This window comes from Pseudoalteromonas lipolytica, assembly GCF_003515105.1.
Lineage (GTDB): Bacteria > Pseudomonadota > Gammaproteobacteria > Enterobacterales > Alteromonadaceae > Pseudoalteromonas > Pseudoalteromonas lipolytica.
In genome coordinates, this window is the sequence record NZ_CP032090.1 from 798,181 (window position 1) to 818,989 (window position 20,809).

22 protein-coding genes are annotated in these 20,809 nt (G+C 41.0%); 8 read left to right on the forward strand and 14 right to left on the reverse strand.

The window, feature by feature from the left end; all coding sequences use genetic code 11:
• Window position 1 precedes the first annotated feature (1 nt).
• The 4 genes from pcnB to D0907_RS03730 all read right to left on the reverse strand — a co-directional run bounded on the left by pcnB (window position 2) and on the right by D0907_RS03730 (window position 4,191).
• A complete protein-coding gene (gene pcnB, locus D0907_RS03715) occupies window positions 2–1,288 on the reverse strand; it encodes a polynucleotide adenylyltransferase PcnB (RefSeq protein ID WP_118844032.1) in 1,287 nt (428 codons plus the stop codon).
• 293 nt (window positions 1,289–1,581) lie between these two features.
• Window positions 1,582–2,526 carry a tRNA glutamyl-Q(34) synthetase GluQRS gene (gene gluQRS / locus D0907_RS03720; RefSeq protein ID WP_118844033.1) on the reverse strand — a complete coding sequence of 315 codons (945 nt, stop codon included), beginning with the start codon at window positions 2,524–2,526 and terminating at the stop codon, window positions 1,582–1,584.
• A 20-nt stretch (window positions 2,527–2,546) separates the two neighbouring features.
• Window positions 2,547–2,990, reverse strand: coding sequence for an RNA polymerase-binding protein DksA (dksA, locus tag D0907_RS03725; RefSeq protein WP_036970706.1), 444 nt, complete (start codon window positions 2,988–2,990; stop codon window positions 2,547–2,549).
• 211 nt (window positions 2,991–3,201) lie between these two features.
• Complete coding sequence (locus D0907_RS03730; protein WP_036970703.1) at window positions 3,202–4,191, reverse strand: AraC family transcriptional regulator; 990 nt, start codon at window positions 4,189–4,191, stop codon at window positions 3,202–3,204.
• A 147-nt stretch (window positions 4,192–4,338) separates the two neighbouring features.
• On the opposite strand from D0907_RS03730, the gene D0907_RS03735 reads away from it, so the two are divergent.
• Window positions 4,339–6,888, forward strand: coding sequence for a penicillin acylase family protein (locus D0907_RS03735; RefSeq protein ID WP_118844034.1), 2,550 nt, complete (start codon window positions 4,339–4,341; stop codon window positions 6,886–6,888).
• On the opposite strand, the gene sfsA is transcribed toward D0907_RS03735, so the two are convergent.
• Entirely contained in the window at window positions 6,878–7,597 is a 720-nt protein-coding gene (gene sfsA / locus D0907_RS03740) for a DNA/RNA nuclease SfsA (protein WP_118844035.1), read from the reverse strand. The two genes, D0907_RS03735 and sfsA, sit on opposite strands and share 11 nt — an antisense overlap.
• Window positions 7,598–7,758: 161 nt before the next feature.
• On the opposite strand from sfsA, the gene pepB reads away from it, so the two are divergent.
• Both pepB and D0907_RS03750 read left to right on the forward strand, forming a co-directional pair.
• Window positions 7,759–9,054 (forward strand): aminopeptidase PepB, encoded by a 1,296-nt coding sequence (gene pepB / locus D0907_RS03745; protein WP_036971743.1) that lies wholly within the window; start codon window positions 7,759–7,761, stop codon window positions 9,052–9,054.
• A 194-nt stretch (window positions 9,055–9,248) separates the two neighbouring features.
• Window positions 9,249–9,815, forward strand: coding sequence for a phosphoribosyltransferase (locus tag D0907_RS03750; protein ID WP_036970696.1), 567 nt, complete (start codon window positions 9,249–9,251; stop codon window positions 9,813–9,815).
• Between the two features lie 412 nt (window positions 9,816–10,227).
• On the opposite strand, the gene D0907_RS03755 is transcribed toward D0907_RS03750, so the two are convergent.
• Both D0907_RS03755 and D0907_RS03760 read right to left on the reverse strand, forming a co-directional pair.
• Window positions 10,228–11,859, reverse strand: coding sequence for a hypothetical protein (locus tag D0907_RS03755; protein ID WP_118844036.1), 1,632 nt, complete (start codon window positions 11,857–11,859; stop codon window positions 10,228–10,230).
• A 359-nt stretch (window positions 11,860–12,218) separates the two neighbouring features.
• Window positions 12,219–12,875: a Crp/Fnr family transcriptional regulator gene (locus tag D0907_RS03760; RefSeq protein ID WP_036970695.1), complete on the reverse strand. Its 657-nt coding sequence runs from the start codon at window positions 12,873–12,875 to the stop codon at window positions 12,219–12,221.
• 267 nt (window positions 12,876–13,142) lie between these two features.
• Here D0907_RS03760 and D0907_RS03765 point away from each other — a divergent pair, with 267 nt between their 5' ends.
• Window positions 13,143–13,376 carry a YgjV family protein gene (locus tag D0907_RS03765; protein WP_036970694.1) on the forward strand — a complete coding sequence of 78 codons (234 nt, stop codon included), beginning with the start codon at window positions 13,143–13,145 and terminating at the stop codon, window positions 13,374–13,376.
• A 1-nt stretch (window position 13,377) separates the two neighbouring features.
• On the opposite strand, the gene D0907_RS03770 is transcribed toward D0907_RS03765, so the two are convergent.
• From D0907_RS03770 to D0907_RS03790, 5 genes are all read right to left on the reverse strand, one after another.
• A complete protein-coding gene (locus tag D0907_RS03770; protein WP_118844037.1) occupies window positions 13,378–15,024 on the reverse strand; it encodes an amidohydrolase in 1,647 nt (548 codons plus the stop codon).
• 105 nt (window positions 15,025–15,129) lie between these two features.
• Window positions 15,130–15,363, reverse strand: a complete 234-nt coding sequence (locus tag D0907_RS03775) for an EF-hand domain-containing protein (RefSeq protein WP_065978055.1) — start codon at window positions 15,361–15,363, stop codon at window positions 15,130–15,132.
• Between the two features lie 4 nt (window positions 15,364–15,367).
• Window positions 15,368–15,601, reverse strand: a complete 234-nt coding sequence (locus D0907_RS03780; RefSeq protein ID WP_036970689.1) for an EF-hand domain-containing protein — start codon at window positions 15,599–15,601, stop codon at window positions 15,368–15,370.
• Window positions 15,602–15,719: 118 nt separating this feature from the next.
• On the reverse strand, window positions 15,720–15,947 hold the full coding sequence (locus tag D0907_RS03785; protein ID WP_065978056.1) for an EF-hand domain-containing protein: 228 nt from the start codon (window positions 15,945–15,947) through the stop codon (window positions 15,720–15,722).
• 9 nt (window positions 15,948–15,956) lie between these two features.
• Window positions 15,957–16,184, reverse strand: coding sequence for an EF-hand domain-containing protein (locus D0907_RS03790; RefSeq protein ID WP_118844038.1), 228 nt, complete (start codon window positions 16,182–16,184; stop codon window positions 15,957–15,959).
• A gap of 312 nt (window positions 16,185–16,496) precedes the next feature.
• On the opposite strand from D0907_RS03790, the gene D0907_RS03795 reads away from it, so the two are divergent.
• The 4 genes from D0907_RS03795 to D0907_RS03810 are packed head-to-tail and all read left to right on the forward strand — an operon-like array spanning window position 16,497 to window position 20,366.
• The gene (locus D0907_RS03795; RefSeq protein ID WP_118844039.1) at window positions 16,497–17,954 is read left to right on the forward strand and encodes a HAMP domain-containing sensor histidine kinase; all 1,458 of its coding nucleotides are present in this window, start codon (window positions 16,497–16,499) and stop codon (window positions 17,952–17,954) included.
• Between the two features lies 1 nt (window position 17,955).
• Window positions 17,956–18,483: a hypothetical protein gene (locus D0907_RS03800; RefSeq protein WP_065978058.1), complete on the forward strand. Its 528-nt coding sequence runs from the start codon at window positions 17,956–17,958 to the stop codon at window positions 18,481–18,483.
• Window positions 18,484–18,485: 2 nt separating this feature from the next.
• The gene (locus D0907_RS03805; protein WP_118844040.1) at window positions 18,486–19,829 is read left to right on the forward strand and encodes a sigma 54-interacting transcriptional regulator; all 1,344 of its coding nucleotides are present in this window, start codon (window positions 18,486–18,488) and stop codon (window positions 19,827–19,829) included.
• Between the two features lie 36 nt (window positions 19,830–19,865).
• A complete protein-coding gene (locus D0907_RS03810) occupies window positions 19,866–20,366 on the forward strand; it encodes a DUF1543 domain-containing protein (RefSeq protein ID WP_036970673.1) in 501 nt (166 codons plus the stop codon).
• A gap of 8 nt (window positions 20,367–20,374) precedes the next feature.
• Here D0907_RS03810 and D0907_RS03815 read toward each other — a convergent pair whose 3' ends face one another.
• Complete coding sequence (locus tag D0907_RS03815; protein WP_036970671.1) at window positions 20,375–20,584, reverse strand: hypothetical protein; 210 nt, start codon at window positions 20,582–20,584, stop codon at window positions 20,375–20,377.
• 50 nt (window positions 20,585–20,634) lie between these two features.
• Entirely contained in the window at window positions 20,635–20,796 is a 162-nt protein-coding gene (locus D0907_RS21005) for a hypothetical protein (protein WP_155950844.1), read from the reverse strand.
• Window positions 20,797–20,809 lie beyond the last annotated feature (13 nt).

Genomic DNA, 20,809 nt, shown 5'->3' on the forward strand with positions numbered 1-20,809 from the left:
TTTATTCTGCTTTTTTCTTACGAGGTCGACGGCGGCGTTTAGGGCCACCTTGATGGCCAAGTGCTTTAACCATCTCTTTTTGGCCATTTATATCTTGGCTTAAATACGCCGTCCACCACGTAGCAAGTTCCTGATGTTGCTGCTCACCAGCTTGAACACGTAATAGTAAAAAGTCGTAGGCAGCTTTAAAACGAGGCTGTTGCGTTAACCTGTATGCGCGTTGACCACCGCGTTTATCAAGGCGTTGTTGAATATGCCAGATATCTCTAGCGCCTAACGTGAACCGTTTAGGTACAGCAACATGTTGTGCGCTTTCACTGAGTACCTTATTCATCGCTTGTGCAAATGCATCAAACTCAGAAAGTTGGTCACGTTGCTGTAATTTTTTAGCGATGTCTAATAACGGGAACCACAATAGTGCAGCGAATATAAACGCGGGGGTTACTTTTTTCTCTGCATTGATACGTTTATCTGTGTTTTTAAACATTTGCAGAATAAATGCGTGCTCGAGTCCATCTGGGTTAGCATTCAAAATTTTATCAAGGGCAGGGAATAGGGCTTTGAAAAGGCCATACTGACGCAACATGATATAGTTTTCTTCTGCTTTACCATTTAAAAACAGCTTGAGTGACTCTTCAAATAGACGTGCAGGAGGAATGTGGTCTAATAAGCTTGCAAGCTCTTTCATTGGCTTTTCTGTCGAAGGCGCAATGGTCATGCCTAACTTTGTTGCAAAACGGACTGCACGCAGCATACGTACAGGGTCTTCACGGTAGCGGGTTTCTGGATCGCCAATTAATTCAACCTGTTTGGCTTTTATTGCACTAATACCGTTGGCGTAGTCATAGATGCAAAAATCATTAATTGAATAATACAGCGCATTAATTGAGAAATCTCGACGTTCGGCGTCTTCTTCAATACTACCGTACACATTATCACGCAGCAGTTGCCCATGTTCGCTTGATTGGCTAACGTGGTTTTTTTCTTCGTCGGCTTCATGATGGCCGCGCATCGTAGCAACTTCAATTATTTCACGGCCAAACACAATGTGCGCTAAACGAAAGCGACGACCAATTAGGCGACAGTTACGAAATAGTTTTTTGATTTGTTCTGGCGTCGCATTTGTAACTACGTCAAAGTCTTTAGGTTGTTGGCCTAACAATATATCTCGAATACAACCACCGACTAAGTAAGCATCGTAGCCACCTTCTTTGAGGCGGTATAGTACTTTGATTGCATTTGGGCTAAATTGTTTGCGTGAAATACCATGTTCACTGCGCTCGATCACCAAAGGTAACTCGCTCGTTTGTGCGGCATTTGTTGAAGTCGAGGCATTTGGGCCGATAATTTGCCGACAAAATTGAAAAAGCTTGGAAATAATAATCTGTCTCCTACGACGCGGACTTTGCGACTCATCAAGTATAGCGTGTGTTTTTTCACTTCGTCGATATGAGATTGAGTCAGTAAATGTGTGTTTTATATGACGCTACAGTATGGTGTTAATGATTCGCACACTTTGGGTCGCTATCATATACCAGCGTGGCTCAAAAATTAAGTTACTCTGCCTTTAAAATTGGCAATTTATTTTGTAATGACTTGAAAATCACAAAAAGTGGCGTGTGGATTCTCACTAACTTGTATTTCGAGTGCTGTTGGGATGTTTTCAATACGGTAGGCTGAGATTGCCCAATTAAGCATTTCTTCGACTGTTGAAGACAATAGAGCAGGCTCTGGGTTTAAACCTAAAAAACGAAACGCATCAAATAATGCTGGTTTTGGCGCACGTTTTGATATGGCCGGTGCGTAGTTTTGTTTTGATAATTTAAAACCGGGCTTTGCAACAGCCAATGGTAGATGCGCGTAGTTAGGTGCTGGTTGCCCTAGTTGCTTAAATAAGCTGAGTTGTCTTGCTGTTGGCTCGAGTAAATCGGCTCCACGCACCACGTGGCTTATTCCTTGTGCAATATCATCGACGACGACAACCAGCTGATAAGCAAATAAGCCATCACTTCGTTTTATAAGGTAGTCTTCTTTAGCAAGTCGGCTGTCAATATTCACCTGACCTTGAATAAGGTCGTGATATTCACTCGTCGCAAATTGCTGAGTTAAGCGCAGTGCAGAATCGTTTAATGGGTGATGTTTTGATTTGCAATACCCTTGGTATATTCCGCCCATTGCTTTGATTTCTTTTCGTGTGCAATGACAGGCGTAGACAAGGTTCTTTGCAATGAGTGCGTCAACAACGGCTTGGTATTCAGTATGGCGTTTAGTTTGGTAGATAACGCCTTCGTCCCAGTGCAGACCATACGCTTCTAGAGTGCGTAATATGTCATCGCTTGCGCCGGGTACAACACGGGTTGTGTCAATGTCTTCTATACGGACTAGCCACTTACCTTGATTTGATTTTGCATCAAGGAAGCTGCCCACAGCCGCTATTAATGAGCCAAAGTGCAATGGCCCAGAAGGTGATGGCGCAAAACGGCCCCTGTATGTGCGCATAGGCGCATTAACGGCTGTGGTAGACATAGGTTAATTAATGTATGTAATTAACCGCGTCCTGATTGTTTTTCTTTAATTTCCGCAAGCGTTTTACAGTCAACACATAAATCAGCTGTTGGACGCGCTTCTAAGCGGCGGATACCAATTTCGATACCACATGATTCACAATAACCAAAGTCATCATCTTTGATTAATTGAATTGTTTTTTCAATTTTCTTGATCAGTTTACGTTCGCGGTCACGAGTGCGAAGCTCTAAAGAGAACTCTTCTTCTTGTGCTGCACGGTCTACTGGATCTGGAAAGTTAGCTGCTTCATCTTGCATGTGCGATTTAGTACGGTCTACTTCGTTACGTAAATCGTTACGCCAAGCTTCTAAAATTGTTTTAAAATGAGCACGTTGTGCATCATTCATATACTCTTCACCCGGCTGTTCCTGATACGGCTCTAACCCGGCCTGAGCCAATAACCCTAGTCTTTTCTGGTCTGGCATAACTTTCTCCTAAATCCTTAATATTTTGCCCAGCATTAGCCGGCGGCTATAAATAGCAGAATCTTCTGTTTGAGGCAAATTTATTTTTTAATTAATCCTGTATGCCCCAACTTATCGACTTTAAAAATAAGAATGGGCGGTTTTATTCGTTTACACGGCCCGTGCAATTTTTAATTTGCTAAGTTATATGGGCAAAAAATCATATTACAACTTAAAACATGTGTTCATTGAGAAACTTTTTGGGGGTTGTGTCGTACCAGCGTTTAAATGCGCGTTGTAAAGCACTCTGCTCTGAAAACCCCAGTTTATTGCTGATCTCAAGCACTGAATAGCCTTGCAGTAACATGCGTTTTGCGTGTTGTTTTCTTTGCTGATCAATTAACTTTGTGAAGCTTAGTTGCTGCCCAGTGAGGTAGCGCTGCAAGCTGCGTTTCTTTAAGCCTAATTGTAATGCGGCTTGCTCAACACTCGGAATAACAGGGAATTGGCAGGCAATAAAGGCATTTAATTCATTAATATGATCTGCATACGGCGTTAAATCTCCCGCTTGCGATAACAAGAGTTGTTCAAGCTCTGGGTTTGGCGAGTGTAAACGGCTATTAAGTAGTTTTTCATTAAAAATAAGGCTGTTGGATTTGGCACCAAATTCGATAGGGCAGTTAAAAGTATGCTGATAAATGTGTACACTCGCAGTGCTCGGAATGGGTCTGGTAAGGGTTACTTTTTCAAGCGCAAGTTCAGCGTTTTGCTGGCAGCAGTGGTTTGCAAACGATAACCAACTACTAAACAGTTCATCGACCATGTAATGTCGTATTGGACTTCGTGCATGCCAGCTCAGTTGGCATTGCTGCTGCACTTTTCTCAGCTCTATTCGACCAATGTTTCTTACCAGTGAATTTAATCTTTGCGCATGCTGCAGCGCTTTCTCAAGATTTTGACTCACCAAGGCGACATGCCCCAATAGCCCCCAGTTTTGTGCTTTGAGTGATTGACCAAACAAAAGGCCTATATGCTCTTGCTTAAGCTGGGTATCAGCATAATGCATTAACGATTCGTAATCTGATACAGGAAATCGGTAGCTAGTTTCATTGAGATAACAGCGGCGCTCAGCAAGTAATGCATGCAGCTGTTCTTTTTCAAGCCCTTGTTTTTGTAAAAAATAGACCAAGGAGCGAATGATTTGGCTATTGACATAAAACATAGTCGTTCATTTTTTATTATTATTAGCAACAGTTAAGCTGCATGACTAGGCGCGCAAAGTCAATATTTTGCGTGGAGGGTCAAGATTTAGTCTTTTAATTAAGGCAAGCTGGTTGATGGATATAATACTCATAATATAGGAAGCACAATGAAACTTCATCCAATAATGTTCAGCATTGCAGCCGCATTTCTTGCTGTAGGTTGTAACTCAGATAACGATAATAAAACCGTTGAGCCCCCCGTTACGACAACACCCGAACCTGAAGATGTTGTAAAGGTCGCAATACCTACTTTTGCAGATAACAAGACGCTTGATGCCAATATTCGTTGGACAAGTTATGGCGTCCCACATATTACAGCATCAAACCTTGAAAGCTTGGCATTTGGCAGTGGCTATGCTTATGCAAAAGATCATGCGTGTTTATTAATGGATCAAATAATTAAAACCCGCGGCGAGCGTGCTAAATACTATGGCCCTGATCAAGTTGCGGGGAGTGGCGATTCAAAACACTTAATCTCTGATTTTGGTTATAAAGCACTAGGTGTAAATGAGTATGCGGCGGAACATTATGCTGAATTAGATGAAACAAGTCGTGCTCATTTTGAAGGGTTTGTGCAGGGTTTCAATAAATATGTGACTGATACGGGGGCTGAAAATTTAGCGCCTGAATGTGCATCTCAGCCTTGGGTTATTAGCTTAACGGCTCAAGATATGCTGGCTTATTCAATGGCGACAGTGCAACTTGCAAGCTCAGCTAACTTTTTAGAATTAGCATTTTTTGCAAACCCAGGTGATGGTGATGAGTATTTGCCTGTGCCAAGTGGTAGTGAACCGAGTGCCGTTTCGAGCCTTGTTAAAAATATAAATCAGCAAGCAAAGCAATTTAAGTTAGAGAAGAAGTTTGAGCACTTAGGCTCAAATGGCTGGGGGCTGGGTAAAGAGATGATGGCCAACGGTCAGGGCGGATTATTAGCAAATCCACATTTTCCTCATGAAGGAAATTTGCGTTTTTGGCAGTCACACTTAACAGTCCCTGGTGCCATGAATGTGATGGGTGGGAGCCTGCAAGGCATGCCTGGCGTTATTAATATAGGTTTTAATGAACATGTGGCCTGGACGCACACCTTCTCGACGGCACGTCACTTTTTAATTTATCAGCTCGCATTAAATGAAAATGACCGCATGAGTTATGGTGTTGAGGGTGAGCAACACACTATTACCAGTAAAATGGTAACGGTGGAGGTTGCTGTGGGGCCAAACACAACGATTGAGCTTACAAAACCATTTTATTACAGCCACCATGGTTTGATGCTAGAAACGCCTGCTGAAAGAGGGTTAGGCTGGAATGACACTCAAGCATTTACCATAAAAGATGCCAATGAATTTAATATGGATGTTGTAGCGCAGTGGTCAGCACTCAACCAAGCCGTGAGTCTTGATGATATGAAAGCGTCATTCGCTCAGTTTGATGGGGTGTCGTTCAACAATACGATGGCAACAGATAAAACGGGCACTGTTTTTTACGTTGATGACAGCACAGTGCTTAAATTAGATGACACTGCTAACCTAGCAATTCGTTTGCAGCCTGAGCTCGTTGCTTTGAGGGAATCAACGGGCTTTGATTTGGTGCCTGGCAACATGAAGCTCTTTGAAAGCCAAGGTAAGGTGCCTTTTTCTGAAGCACCCCAGCTTACGCGGACAGACTATGTACAAAACTCGAATGATAGTTATTGGGTGACAAACTTAAAACAGCCTTTACTTGGTTTTGCTGCGCAGTATGGTGATGTACATAAGCCTTTATCACTAAGAACAAGAATGGGTCTGAAGTTATTGCAAGAAGGCGGGGGAGAAGACGGTAAATTTACACTTGATGAATTAGAACAGGCATTAATTGGCAATCGCATCTACTTAGGTGAACTGGTATTTACCGATTTAGCCTCACAATGTATTGCCCAAGGAAATACACCGGTGCAAGTTTCAGCGGGTATTGACGTGGATATCAGTCCTGCCTGCGATATCGTTGCTAACTGGAATGGTGCTATGAACTTAGATACAGAAGGTGCTGCATTGATCCGTGAGTTTGCGCATCTATTTAATCCTTCAGCACACTTATATAACAACTTTGATGTTACAGACCCGGCTAATACGCCTCATACTCTACGCCAAGATAAAGTTGCATTAAAAGCGCTGGCGCACGCTATGTTAAATGTGCAGGCGAATGGGGTGCCATTAACAAGTACTTTAGCTGAGCTTCAGTTCGTAGAAAAATCACTGGCCGGAGGGCACGCTTCAGGTGAGCAGCTTCCATGGGCTGGGCCGATGCATGTTGAGGGAGGCTTTAATGTTTTCAGATACGATAGAAGTAATTTAACACGCTCTACTCTGATACCTTATGCTGATTATCAAACATTACCGGATGCAGTTACAGGCCAACCTTTAGCGTCAAATTTATCAGCGCAAGGCTACCCTGTGAACTATGGTTCAAGCTGGATGTTTGTGATGAATTTTACTGAGGATGGACCGGTTGCTAAAGGATTATTAACCATGTCACAGAGCTCTGATTCACGTTCAGAGCACTTTGATGATCAAAGCCGTTATTATTCTCAAACAGCAAAACTCAGACCGTTATACTACAAAGAAGCAGATATAGAACAAAATCTGATCGATGAAATTGATATCTCAATGACTAAGCAATAAACGGCACTTCTTCAGCCAGTACAATGTGACTGGCTGAAATCTCTGCTTTATAAGCATATACTTCTACACCACAGTCAACGGCGTGTACTAATAGTTCGCTGTATTTAGCATCTATATGTGATGCGTCACTGACTGTATTAATTCCTTGATGTAATACAGCAAAAAGCAAAACAGCTCGGTGCCCCTGTTGCACCATTTCTATTAACTCGCGCAGGTGCTTTTGTCCTCGCACTGTTTTAGCATCGGGAAAGTAACCTTGACCAGTTTCTGGCTTTTCTTCTGATAGCAAGGTCACTGACTTAACCTCAACATAGCAATGAGCGGCGTTTTCAGCCGTTAATAAAAAATCGATGCGGCTATTCTCTTGACCGTATTTCACTTCAGCTTGCAGTGTATCGTAGCCATCAAGCTGCTTGATAAGATGATTTTCGAGAGCTTCTTGAACGACTTGATTAGCAACTGCAGTATTAACACAAATTAAATGCCCATGTTGATTTTGGGTGAGTTGTAACGATTGCGGGTATTTACGTTTTGGGTTATCACTGGTTGAGTAAAACGCGTTAAAACCTGGCTCGGCACAGCCTGTCATTTTGCCTGTATTGGCGCAGTGTGCTGTAAATTGTTGATTATCTTGCGTGACTAAATCAGCTAAAAATCGCTTATAGCGCTTTAATAAAGTGGCTGATTGTAATGGAGGATTAAATTTCATTATTTTGTTTTTATTTGAGCTTTTCTATATTGTAAGTGAATAACCAAGCAGAGTGCACCTTCGTTGTCATTTAAGGCGTTATTTATCGCAAGCGGTTGGGAACTGACGTAGCCTGTAGTAAACTCAGTGAACAATTTTTAGCGCAAAAAGAGTATTCTAACATGTCGGAAAAATTTTTAGTTCAACTAAGCGAGCAGGCTGCTGCCGCACATTGGGGTGATAAAGCCTCTCTTTCTTTTACTGAACAAGGCGCAACTATTCATTTAACTGAACAAGATACACTTAAAAACGTTCAGAAAGCAGCGCGTACGTTAGCGAATCAAGGTTTAAAAAATATTGCGCTAACGGGTGATGTTTGGTGCACAGAAACACAGTGGGCTTTTTACCAAGGCTTTGTTTCACCAAAGAATTTAGACGCAGTTGAATTTGCCGAGAATGCAAAAACAGACAGCAAAGAGCTGGCTTCTTTAACGCAAGCAGCGACTTGGGCTCGTCAAATGATCAATGGGACCGCTGATGATATTTTCCCTGAAAGCCTTGCTGGTAAAGCGGCTGAGTTTATTCAGTCATTAGCGCCTGAGCATGTTAGCTATCAAATTATTAAAGGGGATGCATTACTTGAGCAGCAATGGATTGGTATTCATGCGGTTGGTCGTGGTAGTGAGCGCCCACCTGTACTACTTGAGCTAGACTATAACCCTACGGGTGACGAAACGGCGCCAGTGGCCGCTGCGCTTGTTGGTAAAGGCATTACATTTGATTCTGGCGGTTACTCTATTAAGCCAAGTGAAGGCATGCTAGGCATGAAGTGTGACATGGGCGGTGCAGCAACCGTAACGGCTGGTTTAGCACTTGCGATTAACCGTGGCGTTAATAAGCGCATTAAATTATTCCTATGTTGTGCTGAAAACTTAATTTCAGGCCATGCATATAAACTAGGTGATATTCTTACCTATAAAAATGGCACCACAGTTGAAATTGTTAATACTGATGCAGAAGGCCGTCTAGTGCTTGCTGATGGCTTAATGGCTGCGGGTGAAACCGGTGCGCCATTAATTATTGATGCGGCAACGCTAACCGGTGCTGCACTGGTGGCTGTTGGTCAAGAGTACAACGCACTATTTGGCCTTGATAAAGAGTTTGTCCGTGAAGTGCAAGACTTTGCTGAGCAAGAAATGGAAGGCGCTTGGCCATTACCGCTTGAGAAGTGGCATCAACAAAATTGCCCTTCACCATATGCTGATACAGCAAACAGTCGCCCACAAAAAGGCGGTGGTTATGGTGGTGCATCGAATGCGGCTGGTTTCTTATCTCGCTTTGTGCCAAATGATGGCAAGGGATGGGTTCATATTGACCTTGCAGCAGCATTTAATATGGGTAGCACAAGCGAGTGGGCTGCAGGTGCAACAACCCAAGGGATGCGCACAGTAGCAAGAACGTTATTAGAGAAAGCGTAATAACCAGTTTGCTAACTAAATAAGTAAAAACGCCCGATTATGGGCGTTTTTTCGTTTTTGGTAATTTTACAAACGGATACAAGATTTTTCGCACAATATAGTATAAAATCTCGCCCCACATTTTCTCATCAAGTGGTTAGTTTATATTTCATTAACTACACTTGGATGATCAATTCACACTGGGGTTTCTATTTATGTCAGATAAGTGCTATATCACTGCGCAGCAGCTTCTCGAAGATTCATTTCGTGTTGCGGCACAAGTTTATGACGATGGTTTTCGTCCTGATTTCATCATTGGTATTTGGCGTGGTGGCGCTCCAATTGGTATTGCAGTACAAGAATACTACGATTACAAAGGCATAGAGACAGACCACATTGCTGTTCGTACATCATCGTATTACGGTATCAATCAGCAATCGAAAGAAATTAAAGTACACGGCCTGCATTATATTATTGAAAATGCAAATGCGGGTGACTCTTTGCTTATTGTGGATGATGTTTTTGATTCTGGCCGCAGTATTTTTGCATTAAAAGAAAAGTTATCTGAATTAATGCGCTTAAACTTACCACGCGATATTCGCGTTGCTTGCCCCTACTACAAGCCTAAAAACTCAAAGGTAGACATGGTGCCAGATTATTATATTCATGAGTCTGACGAGTGGCTGGTGTTCCCTCACGAGCTTTCAGGCTTAACACCTGATGAAATTATTGAAGGTAAATCGGATTTAGCCAATATCCACGATTTACTGCTCAAAAAGTAAGTTTTTTAAAAATGTATGAAAAAGGCCCTGTTCAGGGTCTTTTTTGTATTCAGTTCTCACATCAATTCGCAATAATACTTAATCATTTTGAGAGATTAAACAGCTCACTACCGGGCTAAAAATTTCTTATTTACTACTGCATCGAAGCAGGTGGTAGAGCAATGCAGGAGCAATTGCTGAGAACAACTAAATACCGAAATTTTTGCTTTATTATCAACGAAGTTTTATCGCCTCAAAATTTCTTACTTAATTAAGCGAATTAGTATCATTTGATAGTGCTTGTTGAAGATCGCTTTTTGTTATTTAGCCTTGTTTGCTACTAGTCCCAGCTGCTATTCGTTGTTGTTGATGAGAATAAAAAACCGCGCATAAAGCGCGGTTTTATTTAGTGTAATTGGGTTAAACTCGTGGATTAGTTACCACCAGTACCACCAGTACCACCTGTTACTTCAACTGTTTTAAGTTCACAGTTGTCACGGTCGAAGTTAAATGATTCTGCAGTGCCATCAGCTGTAATTGAGGTCACTTCAGGTTCTACTTCAATGCCACGAGGAATGATAGTTACAGCATATGTTTCTCCACTTTCAAGTCCTGAAAGTGCATAAGAGCCATTTGTTTCAGTTGCTGTTGAAGAACGTTTTTTACCAAGAGCGTACTTAACTAGAGCACCTGTTAACGGGAATTGCTTGTCTTGATCAACTTCAGCGTTTGAACATGTATAAGTTACATTCAAATCTTCCGCAATAATTTCAACCGGGCTATCTAGTGCGATATTGATAGAGTTACTACAAACTGATAAGTTGCTTTGAGTACCCCAAACATTACCGTTGTTATCTGTAACGGTAACATCTACAACTGCGTCAGCAGGTATACCCGCTTTAGTAACCGCAGCTGAACCTAAGAAGTTACCTTGTGTTTTCTTGATTTTTTTCTCTTTAGTGATAGTGTCCGACTTAATTTTAACATTTAAGCCAACAGCCGGAATCGCATCGCCAGTAAAGTTGTATGCAATAGGGCCACTACAAACAGCCTTACTTTGTGTTAACACTTTTGTAGAAAAGTGGTCAACACTAAAAGTTGTTGGCATAGTTAATGTACCAGCCGTTCCAACCGTTGCAGGATCTGTTTCTTTTACCCAAATACCAGTGTCTTCATCATAAGAGAAAACATCGAACGTATCACCTGTTTCAATCACTGTACCATCTGCTGTTACATAAGTTGTAGGCAGTTTTGATGTGATAGATACTGGAGATGAGAAGTTTTTAACTTTAGTATCGCCAGCTAACATTTCTACGTTAATAACTGAAGCAGGTACCGCGACTTCAGTTGTGCTTGAGCCATTTAAACCTTCAGGAATTAAATCTACCGCGGCTGCCTTACCAGCTGCAGCATCAATATCGGCAGTGACAATATTTAATGTTACATCTGTACCTGAAACTAACTCGCCATTAGCATCTCTTAGTTCTACATCTTTAGGAATTGTTACAGTAGCACCGCTCGAATCCGCATCAGCAGAAGCTGTTAAATCAGCCGATAAGATACCATCTGCAGCAGCACCTTCACTTGAATCAATAGCAAGTTTTGTATCATCAAGTTTTACAAGAGGTACTATCGCGTCTAAAGATTCTGATGTATCTGATAAATCAACAACAATACTTTTTGAAACGTAGCCTTCAGAAGTAACAAGAACAGTCAACTCTGTTAGTTCAGCATCATCAGCCAGCGTAAATGAAAATACACCGTCTTCAGCTGTAACACTAGTAAGTTCTTCGCCTTCAATGTCAGTAACATTTGTAGAAGGTGCACCTTCCTCTAAAAACTTAATTGTAGCAGGAATCACTTCACCAGTTTCATTATCAACAACGTTACCCGCTACATAAAAAGTAAGTGCCTCAGGCGTATCAGCAACTGGAACATCTACAGTTGGTGTTGGTGGCTTAGGCACTGTGGTGTTGTTATCATTATCACTAAAACAACCGCTTAAGCTTAGAGTGACACCCAACGCTAGCGCTAGCTTTGTTAGTTTAAATTCATTGTTTCCCATAATCGTTACCTTTCTTTCCTTTATCGTAAAGTAATCAGACTTTTATTAGAGCAAATAGTACCGGTTTGTGCACCGAAATACGCCACACATGGTTATCTGTTATTGAAGGATAAGCGTACATTATATATACGTCAAGTGAACATTATATATACTTTCATTAATAGAATAAGAAAGTTTTGTCTCGTCCTTCAAACATTGTGGGCGGCACATTTCGCTTTGCCGAATTATAATACAGAGCCCAGCTATTAAAAAGCTCAACTCTATGAATATTTATAGTTTATGCAACTGAACTCATGCTGACTATTAATTTCAGTTTGCCTGCGTAATTGTAAAGCATAATAACAGATTATGTAACAAGTTTATAACTGCGAAAAACTGTCTACGTAATCACTCAGTTTGTCTATGTCGACCACTTGTAAACCTTGATTGCTGCGTTTTACTAAGCCCTTTTCTACAAGCTCAGTCACAACACGTCGATAGGCACGTTCGGTGGTGGCAAAACGTTCTGCTTCGGCATTCACTGTTGGGTAGGCTCTAAGCAGTGTCGGGTTATTATTTTCAGCTCTTAATAAACAATCTTTAGCAATATTATAGCTTAAGGGTAATAGCAATTTGTCTAGGTTGATTTTTTGGTTCTCTTGAAACTTAGCGGCTATTGTTTGTGCTGTGTATAAACTCAGTTCTGGTTTTTCTAAAAGTAGTGCGCGCCAATGTTTAAGCTCAATGAGATTGTAACTAACATCACTGAAACACGTTACTGTGTAGATACAAGGGAGGTTGTTAAGAGCTTCAATCTCACCAATTAATGTATTATTACAGTCAAGTTGACCGAGCAAAAGGCGGCGACCATTACCGACATCGTAACTAAACGAAACGGTACCACTTCTCACTAATACGAGTTTGGAAAGTGGTTGATCTTGATGGATCAGCACTTCTTTTTTGGCTTGTTGAAAACGACTCCCTGCAAAAGTGAGTAATTGATCAACAAGGTAGCTTGAAAAATGATATTGAAACATTAACGCCGCTCTTCGGACAATTGTCCTATTTATTACATCTTAATGACGCTAGCATTAAGATTCTAAGAATTTATGCTAACTTACTAGTAAGGTGTTCACGTTACTCATACCTTCATTTCCCGTGTAATGATTTTAAAGTCGGGTTAATTCTCAGGCTTTACAAGGTTTTTAGTAAGTTAGCTTTTTTATTTTCATTGTCAAAGTGAGCAATGAGTGAGTCTAAAAATGACAAACTCTAATGCTAACCTAAAGCCTAGGAGAGAACAATTGAGTTGGGAATATTTAGGCTATTTAGCATCTGCATTATTGGTCGCTTCTTTAACAATGAGCGATGTTATGAAGCTTCGTTGGTTTAACTTAGCTGGCTGTATCGCATTTACTCTTTATGGTGTAGCAATTGATGCCGTGCCTGTGGCATTTACCAATGGCTTGCTTACCTTCGTTAATATCTACCATATTATAAAATTAAAGCGTCAACCGACAGTTGACGCTAAAAAGTAATTTAATTTTCGTTTTCAAGTGTATATTTAAGCTCACCTGCCAGCCAGGTTTGCTGTACTTTTATAGCGTGAACGTCAGCGAGCGGCACCGTGTAATAATCTTTATTGATTAAAATAAAGTCAGCCCATTTTCCTTGTTCTAAACTTCCTACTTTAAATTCTTGATGGGCAGCGTAAGCGCCTCCCAATGTAAACGCTCTTAGTGCTTCATCACGTGACAGTAACTCTTCAGGACGCCAACCTCCTTCAGGAAGTTGGTTATGGTCCATGCGTGTAATTGCTGAGTATAAGCCATCGAATGGGTCAGCAAGTTCAACGGGGAAATCAGAGCCTGCCGCAATAATGGAGCCTTGTGATAAAAATGTTTTCCACGCATAGGCACCCGTCAACTGTGTTTCGTTCAGACGTTGCTCAGCCATGTGCATATCAGAAGTCGCATGAACAGGCTGCATGGAAGGAATAATTTTTAACGCTTTAAAGCGAGGAATATCGTTTGGCGACACAATTTGCGCGTGTTCAATGCGGTTCCGTAATAAAATGCCTCCCGATTTCTTGAAGACATTTTCATAAGCATCTAAAACGGTTTTATTAGCTTGGTCGCCAATCGCATGGGTATTCGCGCTAAAGCCGTGTGAAAAACTTAAGGTAAATAGTTGTTCAAGCTTTTCTTGCGTTTCGAGCATTAAGCCATGATGGTTTTTGCGATCAGCGTACTCATTAATTAATGCAGCGCCTCGACTGCCTAATGCACCATCTGCATAGACTTTTACACTGCCAATGGAGAGCATGTCGTTCATATCTTTATAGCGACCAGCTTTAAGCATGGTTTCGAGCTTTGGATCGCCAGCACTGAGCATAGCAACAATTCTAACAGGCAGGTTATTGTGTTCTGCACGCTGTTTATACACTTGCCACGTATCGTAGTCTATACCTGCATCGTGTGCTGATGTAATGCCTAAACTGAGTAGGTGATTACCAGCGTTATCAAGTGCGCGATTGATACTCGCGTGATCTGTCTTGGGGATGTGTTGCGTTACTAATGTTTCTGCTTTATCAATAAACACCCCTGATGGCTGACCCGAAGGAAGTTTAATTATTTCGCCTCCAGAGGGCGTATCTGTTTGCGCCGTTATGCCAGCCAACGCCATTGCTTTTGAATTGACCCACACGGCATGACCATCAACGCGAGACAGCACAACAGGCTTGTCTTTTACGTATTTGTCTAAATCTGCTGCCGTAGGAAATTGACCGCCAGGCCAATGTTCTTGGTTCCAGCCTCGGCCAATTATCCAACCTTGTTTATCTTTAGCGAATTCGGCCAACATTTTACCGACCATATCGACAGATTGGGTATTTCTAACATCCAGTTGTGACAAGTTATTGCCAAGCCCAATTATATGACCATGTGCATCAATAAGCCCGGGCAGCAGTGTTGCCTTTTTACCATCGATCGTTGTCGCATCAGGAAAACTAGCCTTAAGGGAATCATCGCCTGTTTTGACAACTTTTCCATCTTTAAAGACTAAGGTTGAAAATTGCTGTGTCTGACCTTGATAGGTTGGTGTGTAACCATTTACGTTATAAATAACGGTGGTGTTAGCGAAGCAAGATATCGATGCAGTTGCGAGTAAGCTGATAATGAGTTTCATACTATTCTTATTTTTATTGATTTATAAAAACAGTATCAGAGTTGTTGTAAACTGCAAATAATTAGGTAATTAAAACGTGCAAAAGGGTGACTCGCACCCTCAGCATTATTTGCTAGCATATTCATTAAATTCAGCAAACGATAACTTATTGTCTTTATCGCTGTCGTAACTTTTAAAACGAGACCACAGAGCGGGGTCTCGTGCAGATTCAGAACGGCTTAAGAAGCCATCTTCATTACGATCGAGTTGTTTAAATTTTTCTCCAATACTTTCTGTTGCAAAAACCATACTGCTATATAAACCACAGATTATAAGACTGGCGAAAGTGTATTTTGACATTGCTTTAACTCTTGTTTGTTAAGTAGTGCTTAAATTCAAGGAGTGATATTTGCTGATCGTTGTCTGTATCCCATTTAGCCATGTGCTTTTGCAAGTGTGGCTGAGATGCAAGCTCTTCAACACTTAAATAACCATTTTTATCTTTGTCTAAATGATCAAATCGCTGCTTAACATCTAATGCTAAGGTATTGAAGCTTATAGTAATTAAAGTGAATGAAGCAAGTGTCGCAATTTTCATAATAAAACTCCTCAGAAAGTAAAATCCTTTTTGGGAAAAGTGCTTGCCATAATTTAAATCCCAAAATTTAAATCCGTTTACACGCTCCCTCTGGGATTATGGCAAGCACTTTAAGAGGTTAAGGTTTGAATTTTTCAAACTCTTGTTCAGATAATCGCTGATCATTATTTGTATCAAGATCAGTAAATTGCTTAATTAGCTCAGGGTGTTCATTAGCTTCAGAAAGTGAAATTGCATTGTCTGCATTGCTATCAAACTTAGTAAAACGAACATCCATTTGAGATGCCAAAACGGTCGCACTGATAGCCAAAAATATCAGCGAAAAGGCAGCGATAAGTTGTTTCATAACAATCTCCTATAGAATAAACGACTGAAACTCTGGAAATGAAATTTGGCCATCCTCATTACTATCAATTTGAGAAAAATTGCCATGTAACAGTGCGTCCTCAGATGCTTCAGACTCACTTAGCGCGCCATTACTGTCTTTATCAAGTTCATTAAACGTCTCGTTGAGATCAAGCGCGTATGAGCTTATTGATACTAAGCTGGCAAGCATGATTGAAATACAGGCCATCGTTTTCATTTTGTTTCCTAAAATCTATAACTTATTACGGTATTAACAAAAACAATGCCAACTTTAAAATGTGTTTAATATCAATGGTTTAATTGTTTTCTGAGTGGTTTGCTCAGCAATACTTACAAAGAGTTGTGTCTTTTTTGCAACGTTTTTTGGGTTCTAAAGGATTATTCATTTTAAAACAGAGAGTTATATTGTTGCTGATTAGCAACAAAAAAGCATTTATTGGTTAAAAAGTGCTGTTATATAGGCTGGATTCAGCGAGTGTCTAAGTTATTTATCTAATAATCATCTTCTGTCACGTTGAAAAGGATCAGTATGCAAGGTCTCGTTGCGAATAAATTTAAACATGCGCTCGATTGGCGGCCCAGTTTAATTGGCCAGTTTGTCTTTAGCACTTTGTTGTCTTTGCTGCCTTTATCGTTGGTTGTGATCGTGTTTTTAAACGCACTGAATAAACAATTGGCTGTGACACAAAAAATTGTCAGCGATAATTATTTAGTTACAAAGGCGTTTAATAGTTTAAAACAAGATTTAAATAGCCTAGAAAGAGCAACAAGACAAAATTGGGTTTTAAAAAGTGAATCACTCGATACCTTAATTGAAAATAAGTGGCAGTCATCGCTGCAAAGTATTGATGAGCTTATTTTTCTTAGTCCATCGACAGAGTATGTGGCGCAGTGGCAGCAATTGGCAGAAGTACTCAACTTTGCCCAGCAACACTTAGTTGCAGAGCAAAAACAAGATGGTGAATTATTTGCCCCAGCAAGCAAACTTATTGCAGAGCAAACGGTGTGGCTACGTGATCAAAATGAATTACGGATCACAAAGAATCAACAGCAATTAAAGGCGCTTCAAGCGTCGTTTATAAACTGGTTGATTGCATTAATTCCACTCACATTATTAGTAAGTGGTGGGTTTTTATGGCGGATCAGTGGCCGTTTAGGTGAACTAACAAGTGTAATAGATAAACTAGGTCAAGGTCATTGGCAGCAGAAAATTTCTGTACGAGGCTCATCGGAGCTAGTTGAGTTAGGTAATAAATTAGAGTGGGTGCAAGCGCAGCTGCATATGCTAGAGCAACAAAAAGACACCTTTTTACGTCATGTTACTCACGAATTAAAAACACCGCTTGCCTCTATGGTTGAAGGCACTGATTTACTCGCGGATGAAATTGTTGGCCCAATTAATAGCGAGCAGCAAGCTGTCCTTGAGCTAATTACACAGAGTATGGCGCGTTTACGAGTGATGATTGAAAGCTTATTAAATTATAACGCGATTCGTACCAGTAAAGAGAGTGTCACAGAGCTTAACTTCAATAGTATGAAATCGAATATTGAGCGTCACTTTGAACATCGTTTAATTGCGCGAAATCAGTCGTTAATATGGGTAAATGAACTCCCCTCAAAAGCGATGTATATTTCTTCCGAGTTGTTAGAAATGATGCTTGTGCAACTCATTTCCAATGCCTTGAAATTTTCACCTGAACAAGGCGTTGTCACGGTCGAAGCGCGTTATAAACACACTCAGCTTCAAGTGACGGTCAGTGATGTCGGTAAAGGCATTGCTGATTCTGAAAAGACCGCTGTTTTTGGTGCCTTTTATCAGGGGAAAAATGCCAAAGAGCAAACTGAAATGGGCAGTGGTCTTGGCCTCACAATAGTGAAAGAAACGGTTGAGCAACTGAGAGGCACACTTAATATTGCTGATAATGAACCGCAAGGCTGTCGATTTACAGTGACATTACCAATTCAAGTAACCCAAGGAGTTAACTGATATGGGCTTCGTAAATAAAGCCAGTTTTATACCCGCTGTACTCGTTGTATTTTTGACCGGGTGTGCCTTAACACAGCCAACATCATCGACAGCACAAAAAGAGCATAAAACACAGCTAACACCAAAGGAGCAACCTAATCCTAAGCCAAGGCCTAAAAGCGAGCCTGTGTATCCGCCAGCACGTTTGGTTATTGCATGGCATGCAGAGCAATGCGGTGGTTTTAAAAGTACGCCGCAGAAGCAGACGTATGTAGGGCAAAAAGAGTTGATCAGTTTATTTAAATATTTATGTATACACAGTGCCTCAGAACCTAAACAAGCATTGGCATTACTCGAAAGCAGTGATCAAGCTTATTATTGGCCTGATGATATAAAACAGTATTTATGGCTACAAAAACAAAGTGTTCAACATAGTCTAAAGGCCAAGCAAGCCAAGCAGGCCTTAACAGAAAAAATGGAAAAAACGTTGTCGTCACTGGCGGCAATTGAACAACAATTGCTGTTACGCGAAGAAACTAAGGAGCAGTAACCATGGCTGAGATAACAAAACCACGCATATTGTTGGTTGATGACGATGCAAGCTTACTGAAATTACTTGCAATTAGAATCGAATCAAAAGGGTATCAAGTTAGCACGGTTGAGAGTGGTCTGGCTGCGCTGCAGCAATTAAAAATGCAAACCTTTGATGCTGTGATTACCGACTTACGTATGGATGAAATGGACGGTATGGCGCTGCACCGCCAGTTGCAAAGTCGCTATCCGTCTATGCCAGTCATTATGATGACAGCGCATGGCTCTATCCCCGATGCAGTTGAAGCAACTAAGCAGGGGATCTTTGCGTTTATTACCAAGCCAGTTGATAAAGATGAGTTATTTGATAGCCTCGCCAAAGCAATCGAGATCCATGGTGTGCATGGTGATGAAACTCCAACGCAAACAAACATAGTTACGCGCAGCGGTGCCATGTTGCACCTCCTTGAGCAAGTAAAGTTACTTGGGCCAACGCATGTTAATGTATTAATTTCAGGGGCGAGTGGCACAGGTAAGGAGTTATTAGCACAGGCGATTCACCAGCATAGTCACGTTAGTGATGGGCCTTTTGTTGCAATTAACTGTGGGGCTGTACCAGGTGAGTTGTTAGAATCAGAATTATTTGGTCATAAAAAAGGTGCGTTTACTGGGGCGGTAAAAGATCACCTTGGTTTGTTTCAACAGGCTCAAGGTGGTACCCTTTTTCTTGACGAAATAGGTGATATGCCACTGAATTTACAAGTAAAGCTATTACGTGTATTGCAAGAAAAAACAATTCGTCCCGTGGGATTTCAAGAAGAAATTCCTATTGATGTACGGATAGTATCGGCAACGCATAAAAACTTACCTGAAGCGATTAATAACCAATGGTTTCGTGAAGATTTGTATTACCGACTCAATGTGGTGAACTTAAAGCTTCCTCCTTTGTGTGAAAGACGGGAAGACATAAGCTTGCTGGCACAGCACTTTGCAAGCGTAATAGCAAAACGTATGAATCAAGATGAAAAGCGTTTTGCTAATGACGCAATGCATGCATTGGTGCGTTATGACTGGCCTGGTAATATTCGTCAGTTACAAAACGTGATTGAACAAGTTGTCGCGCTGACCCCAGGTAATGTAATTGCGGTACAGCTAGTTGAAAGCGCGCTCAATAGCAATGTAAGTAATGCAGAGCCATTATCATTAAACGATGCTAAAAAAGAGTTTGAGCGTGACTATTTAATAAATACGCTAAAAATGGCAGCCGGCAATGTCGCAGAGGCTGCAAAGCTTGCAAAACGCAATCGCTCAGATTTTTATAAACTAATTAAAAAACACAACATTAATGTAGAAAATTTAATCTAGATACAACAAAACCTAGATGCAAAAAAAGGAAAGCGCATGGGGCTTTATTTAGTTTACCTTGGTGGTCGTATACAAGGCTGTCATATCGAAATGCACGATGTTCGATTTGTTGTTGGTGATAAAATTGAAGACACCTACTCAAAGCTAAAAGCGCAGTGGGTTGGTGACAAAGGCAGTGTGCACATGGATAGCTACATGCATATTCAGCACATTGATGGTTACAAAGTAGAGGTGATAGAAGGGGCTCACGAGCAACCTGAAAAGCTTTATTTTGTTAATTTAGGCGCGTATCGAGCAGACAGTCTTGCCGAACAACATGACTTTGCATTGTATGTTGCGCGCAGCAGTGAGGAAGCAAAGCAACGTGCTAAAGACTCTTTGCTTGCAGGGCTGACACATTTGCACAAAGATGATTTACATGACGTAGATGATTGTTTTGCTATCGATTTACTCGATAGCAACTTGACCCTTAAGCTAACACCAAGTGGGCACTCTCAAGCGATGAAACCCGATTGGTTTGGCTATCACGTTTTATAGTGAATTAATTAGTCATCATTCTCGCTTTTACTGGCAACCTTAAAAGCAATGATGACTAAAGCAAACAGTGCAAAAGGGAGTGCAGCAAGTAAATATTCTACAGTATGGCTATCTTGGTAGTTAGGCTGAAGTAAAAAGTGCCCAGCAACACATAACAAGATTGCCACAAACAAAACAGGCAATAAGATTAACTCTTTTTTTGGCGAGTGATTTTTCATTACATAAGGTCAAATTTCAATGGTGGGGCATTGTAATGAGCTAAGTTAAGCTAGGTCAAATAACTTGGTGACTTATATTGCGCTGTATCAACTTTTTTAGTCGGTATTTTCTTTGATTGCTTTTTAGGCTCTGCGGGTTTATCTGTTACATCATTACAATTATAAAGTGCCATTATGAATTCGATTTCTTCACGTTGTAACCTTGATTGCATGATGCCCCCTCGA

Coding starts and splice junctions, on each gene's coding strand:
- pepB (WP_036971743.1), top strand. CDS start 7,759: ATGTCGGAAAAATTTTTAGTTCAACTAAGCGAGCAGGCTGCTGCCGCA.
- sfsA (WP_118844035.1), bottom strand. CDS start 7,597: ATGAAATTTAATCCTCCATTACAATCAGCCACTTTATTAAAGCGCTAT.
- gluQRS (WP_118844033.1), bottom strand. CDS start 2,526: ATGTCTACCACAGCCGTTAATGCGCCTATGCGCACATACAGGGGCCGT.
- D0907_RS03775 (WP_065978055.1), bottom strand. CDS start 15,363: ATGTCAAAATACACTTTCGCCAGTCTTATAATCTGTGGTTTATATAGC.
- D0907_RS03800 (WP_065978058.1), top strand. CDS start 17,956: ATGGGCTTCGTAAATAAAGCCAGTTTTATACCCGCTGTACTCGTTGTA.
- D0907_RS03780 (WP_036970689.1), bottom strand. CDS start 15,601: ATGAAAATTGCGACACTTGCTTCATTCACTTTAATTACTATAAGCTTC.
- D0907_RS03730 (WP_036970703.1), bottom strand. CDS start 4,191: ATGTTTTATGTCAATAGCCAAATCATTCGCTCCTTGGTCTATTTTTTA.
- D0907_RS03815 (WP_036970671.1), bottom strand. CDS start 20,584: ATGAAAAATCACTCGCCAAAAAAAGAGTTAATCTTATTGCCTGTTTTG.
- D0907_RS03810 (WP_036970673.1), top strand. CDS start 19,866: ATGGGGCTTTATTTAGTTTACCTTGGTGGTCGTATACAAGGCTGTCAT.
- dksA (WP_036970706.1), bottom strand. CDS start 2,990: ATGCCAGACCAGAAAAGACTAGGGTTATTGGCTCAGGCCGGGTTAGAG.
- D0907_RS21005 (WP_155950844.1), bottom strand. CDS start 20,796: ATGCAATCAAGGTTACAACGTGAAGAAATCGAATTCATAATGGCACTT.
- D0907_RS03750 (WP_036970696.1), top strand. CDS start 9,249: ATGTCAGATAAGTGCTATATCACTGCGCAGCAGCTTCTCGAAGATTCA.
- D0907_RS03785 (WP_065978056.1), bottom strand. CDS start 15,947: ATGAAACAACTTATCGCTGCCTTTTCGCTGATATTTTTGGCTATCAGT.
- D0907_RS03795 (WP_118844039.1), top strand. CDS start 16,497: ATGCAAGGTCTCGTTGCGAATAAATTTAAACATGCGCTCGATTGGCGG.
- D0907_RS03755 (WP_118844036.1), bottom strand. CDS start 11,859: ATGGGAAACAATGAATTTAAACTAACAAAGCTAGCGCTAGCGTTGGGT.
- D0907_RS03790 (WP_118844038.1), bottom strand. CDS start 16,184: ATGAAAACGATGGCCTGTATTTCAATCATGCTTGCCAGCTTAGTATCA.
- D0907_RS03735 (WP_118844034.1), top strand. CDS start 4,339: ATGAAACTTCATCCAATAATGTTCAGCATTGCAGCCGCATTTCTTGCT.
- D0907_RS03760 (WP_036970695.1), bottom strand. CDS start 12,875: ATGTTTCAATATCATTTTTCAAGCTACCTTGTTGATCAATTACTCACT.
- D0907_RS03805 (WP_118844040.1), top strand. CDS start 18,486: ATGGCTGAGATAACAAAACCACGCATATTGTTGGTTGATGACGATGCA.
- D0907_RS03770 (WP_118844037.1), bottom strand. CDS start 15,024: ATGAAACTCATTATCAGCTTACTCGCAACTGCATCGATATCTTGCTTC.